Source organism: Spirosoma validum (assembly GCF_014699035.1).
In the GTDB taxonomy this organism is placed as follows: domain Bacteria; phylum Bacteroidota; class Bacteroidia; order Cytophagales; family Spirosomataceae; genus Spirosoma; species Spirosoma validum.
The window spans coordinates 233,191-253,423 of the sequence record NZ_JACXAA010000008.1; the positions used below are offsets into that span (position 1 = coordinate 233,191).

Annotated in this window: 16 protein-coding genes; 9 read left to right on the forward strand and 7 right to left on the reverse strand. The window is 49.4% G+C overall.

Going from position 1 to position 20,233, the window contains the following annotated elements; translation table 11 throughout:
* The first annotated feature begins 446 nt into the window (after nucleotides 1-446).
* From IC230_RS21340 to guaA, 5 genes are all read left to right on the forward strand, one after another.
* A complete protein-coding gene (locus tag IC230_RS21340; protein ID WP_223860753.1) occupies nucleotides 447-3,650 on the forward strand; it encodes a SusC/RagA family TonB-linked outer membrane protein in 3,204 nt (1,067 codons plus the stop codon).
* A gap of 12 nt (nucleotides 3,651-3,662) precedes the next feature.
* Nucleotides 3,663-5,510 (forward strand): RagB/SusD family nutrient uptake outer membrane protein, encoded by a 1,848-nt coding sequence (locus IC230_RS21345; protein WP_191041078.1) that lies wholly within the window; start codon nucleotides 3,663-3,665, stop codon nucleotides 5,508-5,510.
* A gap of 9 nt (nucleotides 5,511-5,519) precedes the next feature.
* Nucleotides 5,520-6,191 carry a DUF3823 domain-containing protein gene (locus IC230_RS21350; RefSeq protein WP_191041079.1) on the forward strand — a complete coding sequence of 224 codons (672 nt, stop codon included), beginning with the start codon at nucleotides 5,520-5,522 and terminating at the stop codon, nucleotides 6,189-6,191.
* A 170-nt stretch (nucleotides 6,192-6,361) separates the two neighbouring features.
* Nucleotides 6,362-7,519, forward strand: a complete 1,158-nt coding sequence (locus IC230_RS21355) for an exo-beta-N-acetylmuramidase NamZ family protein (protein ID WP_191041080.1) — start codon at nucleotides 6,362-6,364, stop codon at nucleotides 7,517-7,519.
* 134 nt (nucleotides 7,520-7,653) lie between these two features.
* On the forward strand, nucleotides 7,654-9,186 hold the full coding sequence (guaA, locus tag IC230_RS21360) for a glutamine-hydrolyzing GMP synthase (protein ID WP_191041081.1): 1,533 nt from the start codon (nucleotides 7,654-7,656) through the stop codon (nucleotides 9,184-9,186).
* 74 nt (nucleotides 9,187-9,260) lie between these two features.
* On the opposite strand, the gene IC230_RS21365 is transcribed toward guaA, so the two are convergent.
* The 5 genes from IC230_RS21365 to IC230_RS21385 all read right to left on the reverse strand — a co-directional run bounded on the left by IC230_RS21365 (nucleotide 9,261) and on the right by IC230_RS21385 (nucleotide 14,856).
* Nucleotides 9,261-9,677, reverse strand: coding sequence for a YtxH domain-containing protein (locus IC230_RS21365; protein ID WP_191041082.1), 417 nt, complete (start codon nucleotides 9,675-9,677; stop codon nucleotides 9,261-9,263).
* Nucleotides 9,678-9,936: 259 nt separating this feature from the next.
* Nucleotides 9,937-11,367 (reverse strand): phosphoglucosamine mutase, encoded by a 1,431-nt coding sequence (glmM, locus tag IC230_RS21370; protein WP_191041083.1) that lies wholly within the window; start codon nucleotides 11,365-11,367, stop codon nucleotides 9,937-9,939.
* A 130-nt stretch (nucleotides 11,368-11,497) separates the two neighbouring features.
* A complete protein-coding gene (locus IC230_RS21375) occupies nucleotides 11,498-12,328 on the reverse strand; it encodes a transglutaminase family protein (protein WP_191041084.1) in 831 nt (276 codons plus the stop codon).
* Nucleotides 12,329-12,403: 75 nt separating this feature from the next.
* On the reverse strand, nucleotides 12,404-13,141 hold the full coding sequence (locus tag IC230_RS21380) for a peptidase (protein WP_191041085.1): 738 nt from the start codon (nucleotides 13,139-13,141) through the stop codon (nucleotides 12,404-12,406).
* Nucleotides 13,142-13,338: 197 nt separating this feature from the next.
* Nucleotides 13,339-14,856, reverse strand: coding sequence for a sialate O-acetylesterase (locus IC230_RS21385; protein ID WP_191041086.1), 1,518 nt, complete (start codon nucleotides 14,854-14,856; stop codon nucleotides 13,339-13,341).
* Between the two features lie 220 nt (nucleotides 14,857-15,076).
* Between IC230_RS21385 and IC230_RS21390 the strand changes: the two genes are divergently transcribed.
* The gene (locus tag IC230_RS21390; protein ID WP_077920058.1) at nucleotides 15,077-15,571 is read left to right on the forward strand and encodes a hypothetical protein; all 495 of its coding nucleotides are present in this window, start codon (nucleotides 15,077-15,079) and stop codon (nucleotides 15,569-15,571) included.
* A 65-nt stretch (nucleotides 15,572-15,636) separates the two neighbouring features.
* Here the strand turns inward: IC230_RS21390 and IC230_RS21395 are convergent, their stop codons facing one another.
* On the reverse strand, nucleotides 15,637-17,085 hold the full coding sequence (locus tag IC230_RS21395; RefSeq protein ID WP_191041087.1) for a tetratricopeptide repeat protein: 1,449 nt from the start codon (nucleotides 17,083-17,085) through the stop codon (nucleotides 15,637-15,639).
* 182 nt (nucleotides 17,086-17,267) lie between these two features.
* Here IC230_RS21395 and IC230_RS21400 point away from each other — a divergent pair, with 182 nt between their 5' ends.
* The 3 genes from IC230_RS21400 (at nucleotide 17,268) to IC230_RS21410 (ending at nucleotide 19,190) form a co-directional block, all read left to right on the forward strand.
* Nucleotides 17,268-17,555: a YciI family protein gene (locus IC230_RS21400; protein ID WP_191041088.1), complete on the forward strand. Its 288-nt coding sequence runs from the start codon at nucleotides 17,268-17,270 to the stop codon at nucleotides 17,553-17,555.
* A gap of 84 nt (nucleotides 17,556-17,639) precedes the next feature.
* The gene (gene hxpB, locus IC230_RS21405) at nucleotides 17,640-18,329 is read left to right on the forward strand and encodes a hexitol phosphatase HxpB (protein WP_191041089.1); all 690 of its coding nucleotides are present in this window, start codon (nucleotides 17,640-17,642) and stop codon (nucleotides 18,327-18,329) included.
* 33 nt (nucleotides 18,330-18,362) lie between these two features.
* The gene (locus IC230_RS21410) at nucleotides 18,363-19,190 is read left to right on the forward strand and encodes a PhzF family phenazine biosynthesis protein (RefSeq protein WP_191041090.1); all 828 of its coding nucleotides are present in this window, start codon (nucleotides 18,363-18,365) and stop codon (nucleotides 19,188-19,190) included.
* 80 nt (nucleotides 19,191-19,270) lie between these two features.
* Here the strand turns inward: IC230_RS21410 and IC230_RS21415 are convergent, their stop codons facing one another.
* Entirely contained in the window at nucleotides 19,271-20,077 is an 807-nt protein-coding gene (locus IC230_RS21415) for a DUF4198 domain-containing protein (protein ID WP_191041091.1), read from the reverse strand.
* Between the last annotated feature and the right edge of the window lie 156 nt (nucleotides 20,078-20,233).

Consider the following 20,233-nt stretch of genomic DNA (forward strand, 5'->3'; position numbering starts at 1 on the left):
ATACTATCGGTCCTAGTCATTCACTTGCAAGGAATTATAGAAAATTGATACTGAATAAGTTGATAAATATACACTGGTAGTAGAAATGAATAATATTCAAATAAAGTCAGTTTACTTGGTAAAAGACCAATTATCCTTCTTCAAGCCCTATTCCATAGCTTACTTTTTACGAATAATGACACTATTTTAACATTAATTAGTTTTTAATGTTAATGCATTTTATATTTGATTAATAGGATAAAATTGGTATCAATAAGTGACTGTTTATTGCTACTAGTTATGATATTTTAGGGCTGCCTATGTAAAAAAATAACCTTAGTACGTACGAAAAAGGTCAACGATGGTACCAGCATCGTTGACCCGAAAATTCCCGATCTGCATTGCACCCTTTTGGGGTGTCAGGAACGCTTTTGTCTTTTTTTATTCAAACAAAAACATCCAAAGTTATGGAAAAATCAGTACCTGATGGGCTGGCGTGTACGATTATCAGAAATCTGGTAATTCCCCTCACGCTCAGTGCAAAACTTGCCGGTGCTATGGCCCTGTCGCCACCTGCCGGAAACACGATTGCCCGAGTGGCAATCGCTACATTAAACGTAGCCGACGTCTCTGTGCAGGGCACTGTATCTGACGAGAAAGGAGAAACGTTGCCCGGCGTTAACGTCGTGATCAAAGGGTCATCGCGTGGGGTCGTTACCGATGCGCAGGGACGCTTTACGATTACCGTACCCAATGAGGGAACCGTATTGGTTTTTTCGTTTGTCGGGTATAAAAGCCAGGAAATAACGGTTACCAACACGACGAAGCTGACTGTCAAGTTAATTGCCGAAGATCAGTCGCTGGACGAAGTGGTGGTGGTGGGTTATGGAACCCAGTCGCGCGGAACTGTAACGGGATCGGTTGCGTCGGTAAAATCCGATGATATTCTTCGTACCCCTGCCGTTACAACCTCCAGCGCGCTCGTGGGACGGGTAGCCGGAATTACAGCCCGCCAAACCGATGCCCGACCCGGTGGTGGAACGAACATTCAGATTCGGAATATGGGAACGCCCCTGTACGTCATTGATGGCATCGTAGCCGATCTGGGACAGTTCAACAACCTGGGTATTAACGACATTGAGAATATCTCGATTCTGAAAGACGGTTCGGCCGCGATTTACGGACTTCGGGCCGCGAACGGGGTTGTGCTCGTGACGACCAAACGGGGGAAAGCTGGTCAGAAACCTGCCATCAATTTGTCGGGGTACTATGGCTTACAGAATTTTACGCGCTATCCTCGTCCGGCCAACGCGTATCAGCACGTCCGGGCGTTGGCTGAATCGGATCAGAACCGGGGTATCCAGACAACCATCACGCCCGACGAACTGGCGAAATGGCAGGCCAACACCGAGAAAGGGTATCAGAGCTTCGACTATTACGATATGGTTATGCGCCCCAACGTACCACAGGCGTATGTGAACGGCAGCGTGTCGGGCGGGTCAGATAACGTAACGTATTACGTATCGGCGAGTCATCTGAATCAGGATGCGCTGATCAAGGATTATAATTTCAAACGAAGTAATTTTCAGGCGAACGTAGAAGCCGGACTGAGCAAAAAACTTCGGATTGGTACCCAGATCAGCGGACGTATTGAAGACCGTTTTCAGACGGGCGTACCGGGCCTTGATGATTACTTCAATCCGTTTCTGAGTATCTTCTCCATGTGGCCTATAGAGCGGCCTTATGCGAACGACAATCCGAACTATATCAACCAGACGCACAACGTAAATGTCAATCCCGCTACGTATAAAAAGGAAATAACAGGTACGATCAGTGAGCTCTGGCGGGCCGTTAAAGCCAACTTCACGGCGCAGTATGATTTTGATTTTGGCCTGAGCGTGAAAGGTACGTACTCGTATAACTTCACCAACTTCGATTTCGATGGATTCGAGTATACGTACGATGCTTACACCTACGACGCGAAAACCGATACCTACAACGTAGTGCCGGGCGGTGGTAATCAGAACCCCTGGCGCGAACGGCGCAAACGGAACGTAGCGGATCGCTTCATGCAGGTACAGTTGAACTACAACAAGCAGTTTGGTGATCACGGCATATCGGCCGTTGGTGCCTACGAACGCTACGATACCGATAATAAGTACCTGGTCGTTCATACCGTTCCGCCTAATAACTACATTCCGATCATGTCGTTCGCCAACCAGGATCTACTGATCGATGAATGGAACGTAACGGCGCGGGCGGGCTACATTGGCCGGGTTAATTACAACTACAAACAACGCTATCTGGTCGAAGCACTGGGTCGCTACGATGGGTCGTTCCTGTTCGCACCAGGCCGACGTTATGGCTTTTTTCCGGGAGCGTCGCTGGGCTGGCGTATCAGCGAAGAGCCTTTCTTTAAGGGAAGTGCGGGTAAGGTAGTCTCGGAACTGAAACTACGGGCCAGCTATGGCCGAACAGGTAGCGATCTGATCAATGATGCCTTTATCGTTGCGCCATTCAGCTACCTGCCCGGATACAACTTCCTGCAGGGTAGCGCCATCTTCAACGGAAACTACGTCATCGGTGTACAGCCACGCGGCCTGCCTATCACTACCCTTTCGTGGGTGAATAACGTATCGACCAACGTCGGGATTGACTTCGGCTTGTTCGGTGGCAAAATCTCGGGACAGTTCGATGCATTTGAGCGGAAACGGACGGGTCTGCCAGCTGCGCAGTACGACGTATTGCTTCCCAGCGAAGTGGGCTATACGTTACCCAACGCCAACCTAAACTCCGACGCGATTCGTGGTCTGGAAGGAGCTCTTTCGTATTCGGGGAAAGCGGGTCAGTTGAATTATACGATTGGGGCTAATGCTACCCTAGCCCGACAGAAAAGCCTGGAGATTTATAAGCCCCGCTTTGGTAATTCCTGGGACGAATACCGGAACTCGGGTGTGAACCGCTGGTCGAATATCAACTGGGGGTATCAGGTGGTTGGACGATTCCAGTCGCAGCAGGAAATTGATGCCTATAATGTCGATAATGACGGACAGGGTAACCGTACTCAGCTTCCCGGCGATTTCGTCTACAAAGACGTAAATGGTGACGGTATTATCAGTGGCCTCGACGAACGACCGATTGGGTACGCAGAGGGCTCTACGCCGTATTTTAACTACGCCTTCAACGGTACGCTGGGCTACAAAGGGTTTACGCTGCAAATTGACGTAGTAGGAGCGGGCTTACAAACCTACCGCCGGGAGGTTGAGCAGCGCATTCCATTCCAGAACAACGGTACGTCACCGAACTACATTTTTGAAGATCGCTGGCACCACGCCGATCCGTTCAATGCCGACAGTCCCTGGATTCCGGGAACCTATCCGGCCGTTCGGAAGGATAGTCCCAGCCATGCCAATTACAACAAGCGGAGTGATTTCTGGGTAACGAACGTTCGTTACCTGCGGCTTCGCAACCTGGAACTGGGCTATAATCTACCAAAGCCCTTCCTGAGCAAATTTGGTGTATCGGCCATGCGCGTCTATATGAACGGTACGAACCTGGGTTCGCTCGACAACCTGAAATCCATTGGTGTAGACCCCGAAATCTCCTCGAACGGCGCGTTGGTATATCCTCCTCAACGCTTGTATAACGCAGGTTTCTCCGTCACTTTTTAACCGACAAGCAACATGATTCGTACATATAAATTGCTGACAGCGAGCCTTATGCTCTGGATGCTGTCGGCCTGTCAAAAAGATTTTCTGGAACGTCAGCCGCCCAATATAATCCTCGAAAGCCAAGTTTGGAACGACAGTAAGCTGATTACGAGCCTGCTGGCCAACTACTACGATCGGCTACCGGCTCACACGCAGATCGATATTGGATGGGCTGATTTTACAGCCTACGATGAAGCCATGTGGTCAGGCAATAATGATGGCAACAACAACCTGATTTCGTATGGCTTCGACCGGTGGCGCTTGTGGGATTACGGCCTGATTCGTGACATTAATCTCGCCATCGAAAACATCGAGAAGGTCAGCACGGGGCTCAATGCCGCTCAGAAAGCTCAATTTACCGCTGAATTCCGGTTTCTTCGGGCCTACATGTATTTCGAGCTGGTGAAGCGGATGGGGGGCGTACCGATCATTACGAAACAACTGATCTATGATTTCAGTGGTGATCCGTCGTCGCTTCAGTTTCCGCGGAATAAGGAGTCGGAAGTATACGACTTCATTGCCACGGAGTTGGATGCCATCAAAAACGACATCGGTAATTCGGGTAGCAACACCCGCGCGAATAAGTTTACCGCGATGGCGTTGAAAAGCCGGGCCATGCTGTATGCCGCTTCAATTGCCAAATACAACAACCGGCTGGGTGCACCGATTCAGACGACGGGTGGTGAGGTCGGGATTCCAGCCGCACGGGCAACGGAATATTATACCAAAGCGCTGGAAGCTGCCAAAGAAGTCATTGCCGGGCCGTATTCATTGTATCGGGCCAACCCAAATCTGGGTGAGAATTTCTTTGAAGCCGTAACCAAGAAGCTCAATAATTCGGAAGTGATTCTGGCAAAAGACTTCCTAACAGCCAAAGACAAGCGGCATTCCTTTAGTTATGACAACATTGCCCGGAATATTCGGGAAGATAACCTGTCGTCGTCCAACATTGCTCCTGCACTGAACCTGGTCGAAGATTACGAATATCTGGACGGTACGTCGGGTGAATTGAAAACCCGCACCGCCGACGATAAAGATTACGTCTATTATGATAACCTCAGCGGTCCCTTTGCTAACAAAGACGCTCGTCTGTACGGCACCGTCATCTATCCCGGAACCAGTTTTAAGGGGCAGGAAGTACAGATTCAGGCGGGCGTAGCGGTCTGGAATGCGACCAGTGCCGGTTACCAATTTATTGAAGGCAATACGTTAGGATCACTTCATACGGACGGAAAATTGCTAACGGGAAGCTCCGGACCACAGCGTTCGCAAACGGAGGTATCGAATACCGGCTTCTATCTGCGGAAATACATCGATCCAGCCCCACTGTCGAGTACGCGGGGGATTCGGAGCGATATGTGGTGGGTTCGGTTCCGGTTGGGTGAGGTGTTACTCAATGCTGCCGAAGCCGCTTTCGAACTGGGCCAGAGCGCCGATGCACTCACCTACGTGAACCGGGTTCGTGAGCGGGCGGGTTTTCCCGCCAACAGCCTGACTACGCTGACGCTGGCCAGGCTCCAGAACGAACGTCGGGTTGAGCTGGCATTCGAAGATCACCGCGTATGGGACCTGAAACGCTGGCGTATTGCGCACGAGGTCTGGAATGGCAGTTCCAGCAATCCCGACGCCATGATGTACGCGCTGTATCCGTACCGCGTGATACGTCCTGGTAGTGCCCAGGATGGCAAGTACATCTTTGTGAAGCTGGTAGCTCCCCGCTTCCGGGCGCCCCGCTTGTTTCAGTTGGGTAACTATTATTCATCCATCGACCAGGCGGTTATTAACAACAATCCCAAAATTGTTCGTAACCCCTTCCATTAATCTCCGATCATGAAAACGATAGTATTTAGCTTACTGGCCGCAACCGTTATGCTGACCAGTTGCGAAAAAGATAATTTTGCGGAGCCTACTTCAATGCTGAAAGGGCGGGTTATTTACGAAAACCAGCCAGTGGGCGTTCGCACCAACGGTGTTCAACTGGAACTTTGGCAGCCCGGTTATCAGCTCTTTACCAAAATTCCCGTACAGATTGCGCAGGACGGTTCTTTCTCGGCATCGCTCTTTAACGGAAACTACAAGCTGGTTCGACTACGGGGAAATGGTCCCTGGGTCGATAACACCGACACAATTAACGTGTCGGTACAGGGCGCGGCTACGATCGATGTACCGGTGCAGCCGTATTTCGTTATCAAGAACGAGAAAATGCAGAAAAGCGGTACCAACCTGACGGCGAGCTGTCTGGTCAGTCAGGCAACCACGGGCCGGGCCATTGAGCGGGTGACGTTCTATGTAAGCACGACCCAATACGTTGACATCAATAACAACGTAGCGAAAGTTGATAAAACAGGATCAGACTTGACTGATCTGACGAAGGAAATGGCGTTTTCGCTGGCCGTTCCTGCCTCGGTGACCTCAAAAGGTTATTGTTACGGTCGGGTCGGCGTTAAAACCGTCGGGGTTGCGGAAATGCTTTACACGCCGGTGCAGAAAATTACGCTGTAATCTCTGCAATAAGTCAGGTACCACGGACTTCAGTCCGTACAACCGCAAGTTAAGTTGTAGCGATACATTATTTAGCCTGCGGTTGTACGGACTGAAGTCCGTGGTACCTGTTCGTTTTGTTCTGGCTCGTAAAAGTGTGAGTTTTGCAGTAGGCTATCCGTTTTTCTACTATGATCATCCGCTTGAAACTCTTCGTTATCGCTTTTAGTCTCTTCATCAATACGGTTTATGCGCAAACTATTCAGACTGGTGCTGATCAGATGGCCCAATACCTGCCTGCACTACAGGGAAAACGAGTAGGTATGGTCGTCAACCATACATCCCGGGTTGGTCGTGCGCATTTGGTTGATAGCCTGATCGCGCGGGGCATTACCATCAAAACCATTTTTGCCCCCGAACACGGTTTTCGTGGACAAGCTACCGATGGGGAGCACATCAGCAGCGGTCGTGATCCACGAACGGGCATCATGATTACGTCGCTATACGGGAAAAACTACAAACCAACGCCTAAACAGATGGATTCACTGGACGTAGTAGTGTTTGATATTCAAGATGTTGGTGTTCGTTTTTATACGTATACCAGCACCATGCACTACGTTATGGAAGCCTGCGCCGAAGCCAACAAACCTATGATCGTGCTCGATCGTCCAAATCCTAACGGCCACTACGTCGATGGACCCGTATTAGACCCTAAGTTCAAATCGTTCGTTGGACTGAACCCTATTCCGGTCGTGTATGGGCTGACGATCGGTGAACTGGCGCGGATGATCAACGGCGAAGGCTGGCTATCTGGAAGCAAGAACTGCTCACTGACGGTGATCCCGCTGAAAAACTACACGCACCAAACACCCTACGTATTGCCCGTGCCGCCGTCGCCAAATCTACCCAATCAACAGGCTGTTCTGCTGTATCCGTCACTCTGTTTTTTTGAGGGAACAGTAGTCAGCGTTGGCCGGGGGACAGACAAGCAGTTTCAGGTAATTGGGTCGCCTTACACGAAATATGGTCCGTATACGTTCACGCCCGTCGATCGGCCCGGCGCGGTGAATCCACCATTGGAAGGACAACTCTGCTACGGTCTGGATCTGACTAAAGCAACAATTTCGAAACAAGGGCTAATGCTCAATTACTTTTTCGACTTTTTCAAACAAGCGTCTGATAAAAGCAAGTTCTTTTTAGCCAACAACGGCATTGACCGACTCGCGGGCACCGATCAGCTTCGACTTCAACTGCTGGCTGGCGTTCCAGAAACAAAAATTCGGGAAAGCTGGCAACCAGCGCTGGATGCGTATAAAGTGATGCGGAAGAAGTATCTGTTGTATCAATGACAGAATGAGTGCATGATCGAATAATTGAATAAATCTTGCGGCAACGATTCAGGTATTCGATCATGCACTCATTCTGTTATTATGATTTGCCGCGCGGCTAAAATGCCCTAACTTTGCATTTTAGAGACCCATTCATGGCCACCGAACAAATTCTGATTCTGGATTTTGGTTCGCAATACACCCAACTCATTGCCCGCCGGGTGCGCGAACTAAATGTTTACTGCGAAATCCATCCCTATAATCACCTGCCTGTCATTACGTCCGATGTAAAAGGCATCATTCTCTCGGGCAGTCCATCGTCCGTTCGTGACGTGGATGCGCCCGAAATCCATTTAGCGGCTTTCCGGCATAAATTGCCTATCCTGGGCGTCTGCTACGGTGCGCAATTACTGGCGCATACCAGTGGGGGCGAGGTGAAAGCATCAGCTATCCGTGAATACGGCCGGGCCAAACTTGGTACGGTCAATGCCGAAAGCCCGCTGATGAAAGGCATTGACCAGCATTCGCAGGTATGGATGTCGCACGCGGATACGATTACAGGCGTTCCCGAGAATTTCAAGATCATCGCTTCAACCGACACAGTTCGGGTAGCAGCTTTTCAGGTAGACGGCGAGCCCACCTACGGCATTCAGTTTCACCCCGAAGTAACACACTCGCTCCAGGGCAAAACCCTGCTGCACAACTTTGTGGTCGACATCTGCGGCTGTGCTCAGGATTGGACGGCTGAATCATTTGTTGAAACGACCGTTGATCAACTGAAGAAAAAAATTGGTGAGGATAAAGTCGTGCTGGGCTTATCGGGTGGGGTCGATTCGTCGGTAGCTGCCATGCTGATACACCAGGCGATTGGCAAAAATCTGTACTGCATTTTTGTCGATAACGGCGTTTTGCGGAAAGATGAGTTTTCGGGCGTACTGGAATCTTACAAAACGCTGGGTCTGAACGTAAAAGGTGTTGATGCAAAAGAGCAGTTCTATACGGCACTCGCTGGTCTGACTGATCCGGAAGCCAAACGGAAAGCGATCGGTAAAACCTTTATCGACGTATTTGATCACGAAGCGCATTTAATCGACGGTGTATCGTGGTTAGGGCAGGGGACAATTTATCCGGACGTAATCGAATCGGTATCCGTAAAAGGACCGTCGGCTACGATCAAATCACACCATAACGTAGGTGGACTTCCCGACTTCATGAAGCTGAAGATTGTGGAACCGCTCAATACGTTGTTCAAGGATGAAGTTCGGGCTGTAGGTCGTACGCTTGGCTTACCCGAAGCAATTTTAGGCCGCCATCCGTTCCCCGGTCCGGGATTAGCTATTCGGATTCTGGGTGATGTTACGCCTGAAAAAGTCGAGATTCTGCAACAGGTCGATGCGCTCTTTATTGACGGACTGAAACGCGAAGGGTTATATGATAAAGTCTGGCAGGCGGGCGCTATGCTGCTCCCCGTACAGTCCGTCGGCGTGATGGGCGATGAACGCACGTACGAACGGGTTGTGGCGTTACGTGCTGTAACGAGTGTCGATGGGATGACCGCTGACTGGGCGCATTTACCTTACGAGTTTCTAGCCAACATATCGAACGAAATCATTAACCGCGTTAAGGGCGTCAACCGGGTTGTGTACGATATATCGTCGAAACCGCCCGCTACAATTGAGTGGGAATAGACATTCGTTTTCTCAAAACAGAAAGCCGCTCCAAGTCTTGGAGCGGCTTTCTGTTTTGAGAAAACTACCAAAAGCTAGTTTAGCTTTAACGCATTCTCAGCACTATTGATGCCAGATTTAGTAGCATCGGCCATGTCATCTACTTTGTTGTTATATGCTGTTTTCGCCTGATCTTGTTTGTAACCAGCTTCGTTCTTAAACTGATCAGCTTTGTTTTCAGCCTTGTCTTTGAACTGTTCGTATTTGTTCTCAGCCTTGTCTTTAAGCTGATCGACTTTATTCTCAGCTTTGTTAGCAAACTGATCGGCTTTGGCCTGAGCGTTACCAACCAGCTTATCGACCTGCGCTTTCACCTGGTCAACGCCTTCTTCCCACTGGCTCTGTAAGTCATCGACTGTTTTCGTCAGTTTCTCACGGGTTTCTTTACCGCTACGGGGTGCTGTCAAATAACCAATCGCCAATCCTGCTAATACTCCTCTTAAAAAGCTCATCGTTTTGTTTCGTTTTTAAATTTTAACTGTGTCTGGCTATCCTTAATTAAAAAGTATGCCAGACTGAAACGTGTTATCCTTACAACCCTGATTTCTAATTATTTGTTATGAAATGATGTGTCAAGGCCGCTAATTTAAAGGAAGTCTCTGAGGATTTTATTCCACAGGATAGGGGTCATTGATAGGCACATAGTGCTGAATTTCAGGACACAAAAAAAGGCCACTATGTTGTAGCGGCCTGATAATGAAACGAGAATGATTACGATAAACTATTGGGGTACCGCTTTTCGGCGATTACTTCCCGAATGTCGTTAATGATTTTTCCGGCGAGATGATCTGCGGTTGCCAACGTATCGGATTCGGAATAGATGCGAATGATCGGCTCGGTATTTGACTTGCGCAGATGAACCCACTCCTTATCAAATTCAATCTTAACGCCATCAATCGTATTGATCGGATTGCGCGCATACTTAGCCTGAATCCGGTCCAGTACAGCATCGACGTTGATATCGGGTGTTAGCTCAATCTTATTTTTGGAAATGTAGTAGTTCGGGTAGGTCCGACGTAGCATGGAAGCCGATTTGCCGAATTTGGCCAAATGGCTCAGAAACAGGGCAATGCCGACCAGCGCGTCACGTCCGTGGTGCAGATCAGGATAGATGATGCCTCCGTTGCCCTCTCCACCGATAACGGCGTTCTGTTCTTTCATCATTTCCACTACGTTCACTTCCCCGACGGCTGAAGCAAAATGTTGACCGCCGTATTTTCGGGTTACGTCGCGCAGGGCTACGGTACTCGACATGTTCGACACCGTATTACCGGCTGGTTCGCCGGCTGCCGCTCTATTTTTTAGTACATAATCAGCGACGGAAACCAGCGTATATTCTTCGCCAAACGGAGTGCCGTCTTCGCAAATCAGCGCCAGCCGGTCCACATCGGGATCGACAACAATACCCAGATCGGCATTGCCTTTAGTCATCTCCTTGATGATATCACGCAGATTTTCCGGTAGTGGCTCGGGATTATGCGCAAAGTGGCCTGTTGGCTCACAGTGAAGTTTGGTAATCTGTTCAACGCCCAAGGCTTCCAGCAGCATCGGCACGGCCAGCCCACCGGTTGAGTTAACGGCATCGACAACTAAACGAAAATTTCGGGCAGCAATGGCATCGCGATCAACCAAAGGCAAGGCCAGAATCTGGTCGATGTGTTTTTGTAGCCAACTGGTATCGGCACGGTATTGACCTAGTTTACGAACTTCAGCAAAATCAAATGATTCGGCTTCGGCAATGGCCAGCACCTCTGCACCATCGTCCCCAGAAATGAATTCACCATTTTCATTAAGGAGTTTTAGCGCATTCCATTGAATAGGATTATGGCTGGCCGTCAGGATAATACCACCTGATGCGCCCTCGCCCGGCACAGCCAGTTCAACGGTTGGGGTTGTCGACAAGCGTAGATCGAGAACATCCAGACCGAGGCCCTGCAACGTAGCAGCTACTAGTTTTGATACCATCTCGCCCGATATTCGTCCATCGCGGCCAATGACCACCGTTTTTCGATCAGGATTGCGCTGCCGCAACCACTGCCCGAACGCGGCTGTAAACTTCACTACGTCCAAAGGCGTCAGTCCGTCTCCGCTGCGCCCGCCAATCGTTCCTCTAATCCCGGAAATAGACTTAATTAATGCCACTGTAATGGGTCAGGTAAGTATTCTTTAAGGTCCACAAAGATAGCGAGATGGGGGCAAGGGGCAAAGGACAGGAGACATATAAAAACAAGACCTTCGTAATGCCCCTGCTCATCGCTCTATGCTGCTTAGATCATACAAAGGTCAACTCCGATCGAAGTACGGAAGTGGCCCGTCCGATAAACGTACCGCTTATGGGGGCTGCCAGTTCAGGTTTAGCAGTTGATGTCAGAAAAATGTGTCGATTGACGACCAGTGACCCTTCGGTCGGATCGAAGCCTCGCCAGCCCGCACCGGGCAGGTATACCTCAACCCAGGCGTGGAGCTGGTGTTCCTGCTGCGGATTACCGAACAGATAGCCACTCACGAAACGGGCCGCGATCCCCAAACTTCGGCAGGCGGCCATAAACAGCGTAGTATAATCCCGGCAGGACCCTTTACGCATGGTTAGCGTCTGTTCAGGCGGGAAGGGAGCGCCTACCTCACGTATCTCGTACGTGAATTGACGAATCGCCAGGTTTAGATTGATCAGAAAAGCGGTGGTTTGCCCATTGGAGTTAGCCGCTATCTGACGGGCCCAGTCTTCAACGTGTTCGGATACGCCAACACGCTCTAAATAAGGCTGGAGTAAGTCCTGTTCAGCTCTCGAGTAGTGAAACGGGACCCGCTGCGTGTCAAACGGAAACAGGACAAAGTCGAATGAATTAAATTCTTCCGACTGAACGTGCATATCGACCGTAACGCTCAAATGATCGGTCGGGTGGTTAAAATAGACCACCTGCTGAACATTGCTTTCAACGTCAATATTCCGAACGATTCGAGCGGGTTTCGGGTCAATTACCAGCTCATAGTCCAGTAGTCGTTGATACGGATACGTTCGTGGATACAGGTAAAGCGTTTGCGGGCCAAGTGCGACAGGAATATCGTACGTATAGTCAGATTCGTGCCGAACGTGGAGATGCATTGGGAATGATGGGTGATGAATGATAAGTGATGAATGATACAGGCAGGATGCTCAACTTATTCATCACTCACCATTTTATAACTTAACGGAGCGGACTTTCTCGAAAATAGGGTCCATCCAGTATGATGGCAATTTTCGGACCGAATTACTGAGAAGGGCACTCCATTGGTGCGAAACCTCGTCCATATCTTCTTTCTCAAGCCGGTATTCGGTCATGTGAAAACTATCCTTTGGATAAATAACGACATCCAGTGGATAATCGACGTCGTTGGCGCTTACCCGGGTAGCATCGAAGGCCAGAAAGCCAATTTTCAGGGCGTCGGGTAGAGAGGTTTCGTAGGATAAGTTTCTAAATAATAAGGGCTTGCCATAGCCGGAATTGCCAATAATCTTAAAGGGAGAGCCCTGGTCAACTTCTACCCAGTTACCTTCTGGATAGAGCATGAAAAGTTTGTGCTCCTCATCGTCTTCCAATTGACCGCCCACAATGGCATTTAAATTGAAATTTAATCCGCTGGCAATAATCGATGCTTTGTCTTCCTGCGCTACGCGCTTCACTTGCTCCCCAAAAGCGTTGACCGCTTTATACAGTTTATTAAAGGATCGGTCACGCTCCGAAAGAACTTCTTTAAAATAGGTAATGGCCTTGTCGCGCACGGAACGCAGCCCCGAAGTCATGATAAATAACGAGTGGTTTTCGACTTCATGAACCGAAATCTTGCGATTCGATGAAACTTCAGTGCCCGAGGTCAATCGCCGGTCGGCAATGGCCACTAAACCTGATGCGACCTTAATTCCTAAACAATACGTCATTCTATACAGTGGGTAAAATCGAGCGTATTCCCTTCAGGAGTATCTAATCCAGAAGTTTTCGCTCCAGGTAGTAAAGCGGACAAATATACAGGTTACCCCTATTTGGTTCGACTTGTTAGCTGGTTTTCTCTAAAAATACTACAGGTTGGTGTTGTTTTTAACGGCTGTAGTACTTTGTTAAACGCTGCTAACCGGTTTTAGTTAGATGGCAGGATGGCTGGTAAACAATTATATACCTCATTTTGCACGTAAAACGTACAGGTTTCGGGTAACGAAATTGGAGAAGAATTTGCGTCAGTATCCCAAACGAGGGAATGCGCCTTGTTCACAATCGTAACGGCTGGTGGAAATAGCGTTTCCTGGCGAACTGAACGAACCCGGGTTGAATACGTTCCAGTGCCGACTAGTAGGCTTTGAGACGTATTACCCGTATTCCAGCTATAGTCAGAGCCGGTAGGGGGCAGGAGTTGGAGCTGGCGATTCGTTGCGCAGTCAATACGTACCAGCGGCTGCTGTTGCGCTTCGTAGGGCGTAATTTTCTTCAATATATCGTCGGTAATCGCATTGGCCCAGCGTTCGCCCGCCTTAGCCTGCCCTAACGGTGAGTAATGAGCCCCATCGGGTCGGTCGGCCACAGACGAGATGCTGTCAAGGTCGGGGCCGAGAAAGGTCTGATAACCTGGCCGGTTGATGGTTTGCAACTGAGCCAAGCGAACGTTCTCGAAAGGTTTCCCAGTAAATGAAGAAAGCGCAATGATCCACGCCAGATCAGGTTTGTTAAACTCCTGACGAGCTTTGTCGATAACCCCGTAATGGTGTTTTAGGATCAGGTCGGCTGGGTTTTCCCGATCATTTTCGCCGTGGTTCAATAGTATGGCCCGGATGCCGGTCGACGGTACGTACAGATTCATCAGATTACGCAGGTTGACATACGGCATTCGCTGTTCATACCGAACAAAACTGTGCGTGAACGGAATGTCGTAAGCGGCTTTGTAGTTGTGTTCCATGTTGGTGCCGCCAAAACCGGCATTGTAGATCAGCACCGGTACGTTAATACGTTGCACCAGTACGTCGCCCATATGTCCCCAGAACCACGCCATTTTAGCGAAGGGAGCCATCCCGTTAAACGTCTGCAACTGACTGAATACCAAACCGGGCAAATAGCGTGTGTCGGCTGTGTTCAGATACTGCTGAAAGTCGGGACTGGTCTGGTCAAGGGCAACGACCGTCACCCGATCGTCGGTCGCACCGGGCATCGAAGGGCAGAGATTGACGCCGTTAACCGTGCAGCCGGAACCCTGCGCGTTCGAATGACCAACAATCGCAAACACTTCACCGACGCCAAACCGATCGACGGAGTCTGTGACTACCACCTTTCCATTACGTAGACCACGAACCTCCACCCGATACCAGCCGCCCCGAACGCTGAGGTTACCGTTAAACTGACCCTTTATGGGTTTTTCCTGAAGAATTGCCCAGTCCGTGGAAACGCCCTGTCCAGTTGCGCGAGCTACCACGCGCGCTTCAACCACATCGAGCGGTTGCGCGTAGCTGCCCGCGATCTGCACGGTTGCTGTGTTGGCATTCGAGCGCTGGATGACCATCCGGTTGACTGGATACGTAACATCAATCTGAGCGATCGCCTGAAGGTTGCATAAATAGACTAAGAGAGATGTGACTAAACTCGTTACGTTCTTTTGGCTAAATTCAAGCATAGTATATAATGGAAACCTATCAGTTATCATTAACGCTTCGCGAAGCCTGATGGATTTATAGAAGAACGATTAATCGGAGTCCGATTGAGATAGAGCGGCATACGCTTTGGACCAATTATACCGCAGAATGGCTATTTTTCGGCCAAAATGGTTTGTTTTTGAGAATCGTTTGTGTTACTTTGGCAACCAGAAGATAGTCAACCCCTCTGCCCATTCTGCAATGAACTTTGACGACGAAGACGACGACGACAGCTTTATGGACTGGGACGGTTTCGATGAGGACTATGATCCTGAAGAAGCGCGTGCTGAGATGGAGGCTGAAAACCGGCGTATCAAGAACCTGCCCATTCTGCGGAAAGCAAATGAGCTCATGGAACTGACGCAGGCCATTGTCGAGACCATCAATAAAGAAGACGACGTGCTGATGATGCACGAGCAGATGCTGGCTAATGCCATGATGCTGGCGCCGAAAATTGTTGGTGCAGAAGGAGGAGATCTCTATACGCTACGGATGGAAAATGCGGTCATTATCAAAATGCACGCCCGCGAGCTTTTAGCCCAAACGTCGTATTGTAAAGCCGAAAAATTGGCTACGCCCGCTTATCTGAACGTATTACGCGACGAAATCGAACAGTTCAGGCTACTCTTCGTGGAGTGGGTAAATGGATTCGATAAAGACAATGACGCTCCAGACGACTGGGGATTGTTTTATTAGCGAGCCCCAGAACCCTTGTACACTGCCTCAATTCTTAGTAACCTGTAGTAGCTCGTAACACGCTGTTATCGAGTGTACATCGCTCCCTTGGCAATCGTCGATTCGTACTCGTAATTGATCGTCTCCAGGAATTTACCCGTCACCCAGCCGATATTGGCATTTCGAATAAAGACGAACCGTTTTGGGCTTGAACCGGCATTGTAAGCGCTCATGACCGCGTCGAGCCACAGAGCTCCCGCAATGAGTTGCTTTTCCGAGAGCTGACTCTGAACCGTACTCACATCCTTCTCAGCCTGCTTCCGTGTTTCTGCATTCGCAATTGATCTCAGGTCGGGCTGGGTCAAGGCTTTGTAGTCATTAAGCGCCAGTTGCTTAAACCGCTCTACATCAGCTTCCAGAATTGGTACCGCCGTAACGCCCGCTTTCTCTGGGTACAGATAGCTTACTAATGCCTGAGCAATATCGCCACCAACACCAATCGTTCGACGTTGCTTTAGTCCTGGATCTCTTAAGCGAGGTGCCAAAGTCGAGTCGGCAATCGCTTTAACAACTCGCTGAGCTTCCCGTTTAAACGCGTCGGTATTCAGGGATCGTTTAGCTTCGATACGTTCGACCAATGTGGTAAGGCCAATGGGTATTGTGAGTTCGTGAAACGATTTATCGGCATGGGTGAAATTCCGACGGCTGGCATCCTGATCAAAATAACCGCCTGTTGTGCTATTGTTCCCCAGATTCAGCGACGACGTAGTGGGCCAGACTTTACGGGGAATAGCCCCGATGGTAAAAAGCTGAGCCTCCCGGGTAGAGTTGAGTGTCGCATCGATTTTCAGGTTGGTACTGGGCAATACCCGCGTCAACTGTTCGTAGAACGCCTGCCGATTCTGGGGAGTTCTGGCTAGTTCTTTGTCTAGATCACTACTGAAAACGATGAATGTTCGTTCAGCCGGAATGTTATACCGCTTAATGGAGTCTAAGCCGATTCGTAGCGCATCCTGCCCACCTTTAGCCGATTTCGATGCGTCGGCAAGAAGGCCACTATTGGGGATATCAAAGACGGTTTTGATGTCTTTTTCGTAAAAGTCGGTTTCATAGCTGGTTTTGAAAATAGCCACTTTTACACCAGCTGTACCGATCTGAATGCCTGCGTAAACATTCTTACTGGAAATATCGCGGATGATTTCATTGACGGCCCAGCCACTGGCTACGTATTTGAGCTTCGTGTACTGCGTTCGGGCTTGTTCCAGATAACGCAGGGCTGTGGTCGAATCGCGAAGATCTTTGTAAGAAAGCCCCAGTAGTTCATTCGTGACAGCTTCCCAATACAGGTTTTTGTTCTGAACGGCAGGCATGGCCCGCTGCAACAGATTAATCGATTCCTGTGATTTATCGACTTCGCGTAACGTATTGGCCAGTTTAATGTAGCGAATGGCTTGGGTAAGGCTAGCAGCATTTTGAGCCAGCACTGGCGATAACAACAGGCTTAGCCACACCGTTAGTGCACAGATACGTTTCATAGTAGTAAAGTTTGCAAGACCAACCAAGATATACGGATAGGCTGACGTAACGGATTTGTTACCCTAACAAAAAACGCTACGTACTGGAAATCGTGAATTAAGCCCGGTAAATATGCCTGTTTGTTTGATAGGGTTATGTTCCTGAAAGGTGGTATCTTGCCAAACAAAATTCAGACAGTTGCATGCGCTACGTTATTCATGCCTATGACCACACGGATGCCGACGCGCTTGACCGGCGTATGCGTGTACGGTCTGCCCACCTCGACTATGTTCGTCAGTTAAAAAGTATTGGTCAATTCATACTGGGCGGGGCCTTACTGGACCCAGATGGCAACATGATCGGCTCGATGCTTTTGCTCGATCTGGAAACAGAGGAGCAGTTAGCCGCTTATCTACAGGCTGATCCTTATATTGTCCAGGGCGTTTGGGATAGGGTTGATGTAAAACCGTTTCGTCAGGCGGATGTCTGAAACAAGCTGGTTGGTGAATTCGCTGAGTAATCACAACGCTGATTCGGGTAGACGGCTACTTATACTTATTGACTAAAGATACCTTTGATACACGCTGCAATTTTTGATATGGATGGGCTGCTGGTGGACTCTGAACCTCACTGGCGGGCAATGGAACGAGACGTATTTGCCACCGTTGGCCTTTATCTGACCGATGACCAATGTAAATTAACAACAGGTTTGCCCATTCTGGACGTAGTGCGCTACTGGTTTGTCCGGGAGCCCTGGACCCCGGAGGCCGCAGCAGGTCGCACCCATGAAGATCTTGCCGACGCCATTACGGAAGGCGTTCACGAGCGAATTGCGAACCTTGCCGAGCCCATGCCGGGTGCGTTATCGACTTTAAACTTTTTTGTGAATCGGGGGATTCCAACCGCCATTGCGTCGGCCTCGCCGATGAGTTTGATCGAGGTAGTTGTAACACGACTAGGCATTCGTGATGCGCTGACACTCTGGCATTCGGCTACCTTGGAGGCACGTAATAAGCCAGCACCGGATGTTTATTTAGGGACGGCCCGTAAACTGAACGTGCAGCCTGCCGATTGTCTGGCGTTTGAGGATTCGGGCAACGGTCTGAAATCGGCTTATGCCGCTGGTATGCGAACCATAGCCGTTCCGGGTGCTTTTGAATACGACGACTCTAAATTTTCCATTGCCACTATTAAATTGCCGGCGTTAACGGAGTTTTCGCTGGCTACGTTCGACAGTATACAGTTGAAAGAATACTATTCCTAACCTCATAATTGTGCGTTGCACGTTTTATTAACCATGCGTATTTATCAACTCGATGCGTTTACGGATCGGCTGTTTGCTGGAAATCCGGCGGCTGTTATTCCGTTAACAGAATGGTTGCCGGACGAACAAATGCAGCTGATCGCATCTGAAAACAACCTTGCTGAAACGGCTTTTTACGTCAAAACCGACGGTGACGCCAATTATCACATTCGCTGGTTTACGCCCACTATGGAGGTGGATCTGTGTGGCCATGCTACGTTGGCAACTGCCTACGTCGTGTTTTTTCTGGAAGATAAAGTTGCCGATGATACGTCGGTCGATCAGATTTTTTTCGACTCCCGTAGTGGCCAGTTGAAGGTCTGTCGGGATGATAACGGTTGGCTAACACTCGACTTCCCCGCTGACGTTGTGCAAAAGCCTAATTTACAACCTCCCGCTCTACTTACCAGTGTACGGGAGAAACCTATAGCCATATTCAAGGGCAAAACCGACTACATGCTGGTTTATGAAAATCAGGCGCAGATCGAAGCGCTAACCCCTGATTTTCGGGAAATGAATACGGTTCCCGCTCGGGGAGTAATCGTAACGGCACCTGGTGATACTGAATCGGGCGTTGACTTTGTATCCAGATTCTTTGGGCCGCAGGCAGGCATTGACGAAGACCCGGTTACGGGATCGGCGCACACGACGCTGGTGCCGTATTGGGCCGAGAAACTGGGCAAGAACGAGCTGACAGCCAAGCAACTATCGAAACGGGGCGGGTATCTCCGATGTAAACTTAACGACGATGGCACAAAGCCTGCCCGGGTCGATATTTCAGGTCAGGTGCAGTTGTATCTGACGGGTGAAATCAATCCGTAGCGTACTTATGTAGAAGTTTTAAGGAAATGAGACGAATGCCATAGCTCCAGTTATAGCATTCGTCGTTTTAAACAGGAACCTTATCGACAGCCGAAGGTCAGGCTGCCCCAGTAGCTATGCCAATCGGCCGCGTTGGTATCTTTCTCCGGGATCATATGGACTAGACTGACCATGTTACTGCCTGCCCGAAGTCGAAACTGAATAAGACCCTGTACGTTGGAGTGATGCTTTTCTTCATTCAGTCGATTCGCGGCATCCCGGTTCCAGTAACGTACCAAAGCACCCGACAAGGGTTTATCTTCGAATAGAATGCGGAATTCTGCTATCTGTCCGGGATGCTGATTATATGGATTTTGGGTTGGAATAATTTCGAGCGTCATACCCGTGTTTTTAACAAACGTATTGTCGGTAATCGGCGTGCCGACCTGCACCAGCGTTTTCACACACCGCTCATAAAGTTCGCGGCTAGGCTTGTCCGTTTCGCCCTGCTGCTTACGAGCCGCTATTACGTTGTCGAGACCATCTTCTTCCAGATACAGCAGGAAGCTGTCAGCCTTCATCGCCAAAAACTTTGGGGTATTGGCGAAACTGAATAAGTGCGTGCCGGGGGGTGTTAGTGACACCGCTACGTCGCCGTATGTGTCGGCCGTTATCGTAGGCGTGAGGTCTGTCATACCACGAGCCGTGTGGTGGCGATATTGACTGATACGGTTCTTTTTTCCCTCCGAACGCTCGCCCACAAAACCTTCACCAACTAATACCTGTAGATTGATTTTTTCACCAACGCTGGCAAAAAAACGGCTTGGCTGCAGCCAGAATTCATGCCCAAAAGCCAAACCGGCACAAACAGTGATGAGTAGGCCGACAAGCAGTAAGAATTTTTTCATCTATTTTAATTTGTAATCAATCTAAACAAGCGTACCTTTGCTGCGTAAAGTACAGGAAATTAATGACAGCCGAGTTCATCACATCTGAATATACTGCTTTACTGGACGATTCTAAGCAAATTGTCCAGTCCAACGCGTTTATGGGACACGAGTGTG

What these genes read in the sequence shown, in the direction of transcription:
- IC230_RS21390 (WP_077920058.1), top strand. Translation starts at nt 15,077, where the DNA reads ATGAACTTTGACGACGAAGACGACGACGACAGCTTTATGGACTGGGAC.
- IC230_RS21385 (WP_191041086.1), bottom strand. Translation starts at nt 14,856, where the DNA reads ATGCTTGAATTTAGCCAAAAGAACGTAACGAGTTTAGTCACATCTCTC.
- IC230_RS21400 (WP_191041088.1), top strand. Translation starts at nt 17,268, where the DNA reads ATGCGCTACGTTATTCATGCCTATGACCACACGGATGCCGACGCGCTT.
- guaA (WP_191041081.1), top strand. Translation starts at nt 7,654, where the DNA reads ATGGCCACCGAACAAATTCTGATTCTGGATTTTGGTTCGCAATACACC.
- IC230_RS21415 (WP_191041091.1), bottom strand. Translation starts at nt 20,077, where the DNA reads ATGAAAAAATTCTTACTGCTTGTCGGCCTACTCATCACTGTTTGTGCC.
- IC230_RS21345 (WP_191041078.1), top strand. Translation starts at nt 3,663, where the DNA reads ATGATTCGTACATATAAATTGCTGACAGCGAGCCTTATGCTCTGGATG.
- IC230_RS21340 (WP_223860753.1), top strand. Translation starts at nt 447, where the DNA reads ATGGAAAAATCAGTACCTGATGGGCTGGCGTGTACGATTATCAGAAAT.
- IC230_RS21355 (WP_191041080.1), top strand. Translation starts at nt 6,362, where the DNA reads ATGATCATCCGCTTGAAACTCTTCGTTATCGCTTTTAGTCTCTTCATC.
- IC230_RS21375 (WP_191041084.1), bottom strand. Translation starts at nt 12,328, where the DNA reads ATGCATCTCCACGTTCGGCACGAATCTGACTATACGTACGATATTCCT.
- IC230_RS21410 (WP_191041090.1), top strand. Translation starts at nt 18,363, where the DNA reads ATGCGTATTTATCAACTCGATGCGTTTACGGATCGGCTGTTTGCTGGA.
- IC230_RS21350 (WP_191041079.1), top strand. Translation starts at nt 5,520, where the DNA reads ATGAAAACGATAGTATTTAGCTTACTGGCCGCAACCGTTATGCTGACC.
- IC230_RS21395 (WP_191041087.1), bottom strand. Translation starts at nt 17,085, where the DNA reads ATGAAACGTATCTGTGCACTAACGGTGTGGCTAAGCCTGTTGTTATCG.
- IC230_RS21365 (WP_191041082.1), bottom strand. Translation starts at nt 9,677, where the DNA reads ATGAGCTTTTTAAGAGGAGTATTAGCAGGATTGGCGATTGGTTATTTG.
- IC230_RS21380 (WP_191041085.1), bottom strand. Translation starts at nt 13,141, where the DNA reads ATGACGTATTGTTTAGGAATTAAGGTCGCATCAGGTTTAGTGGCCATT.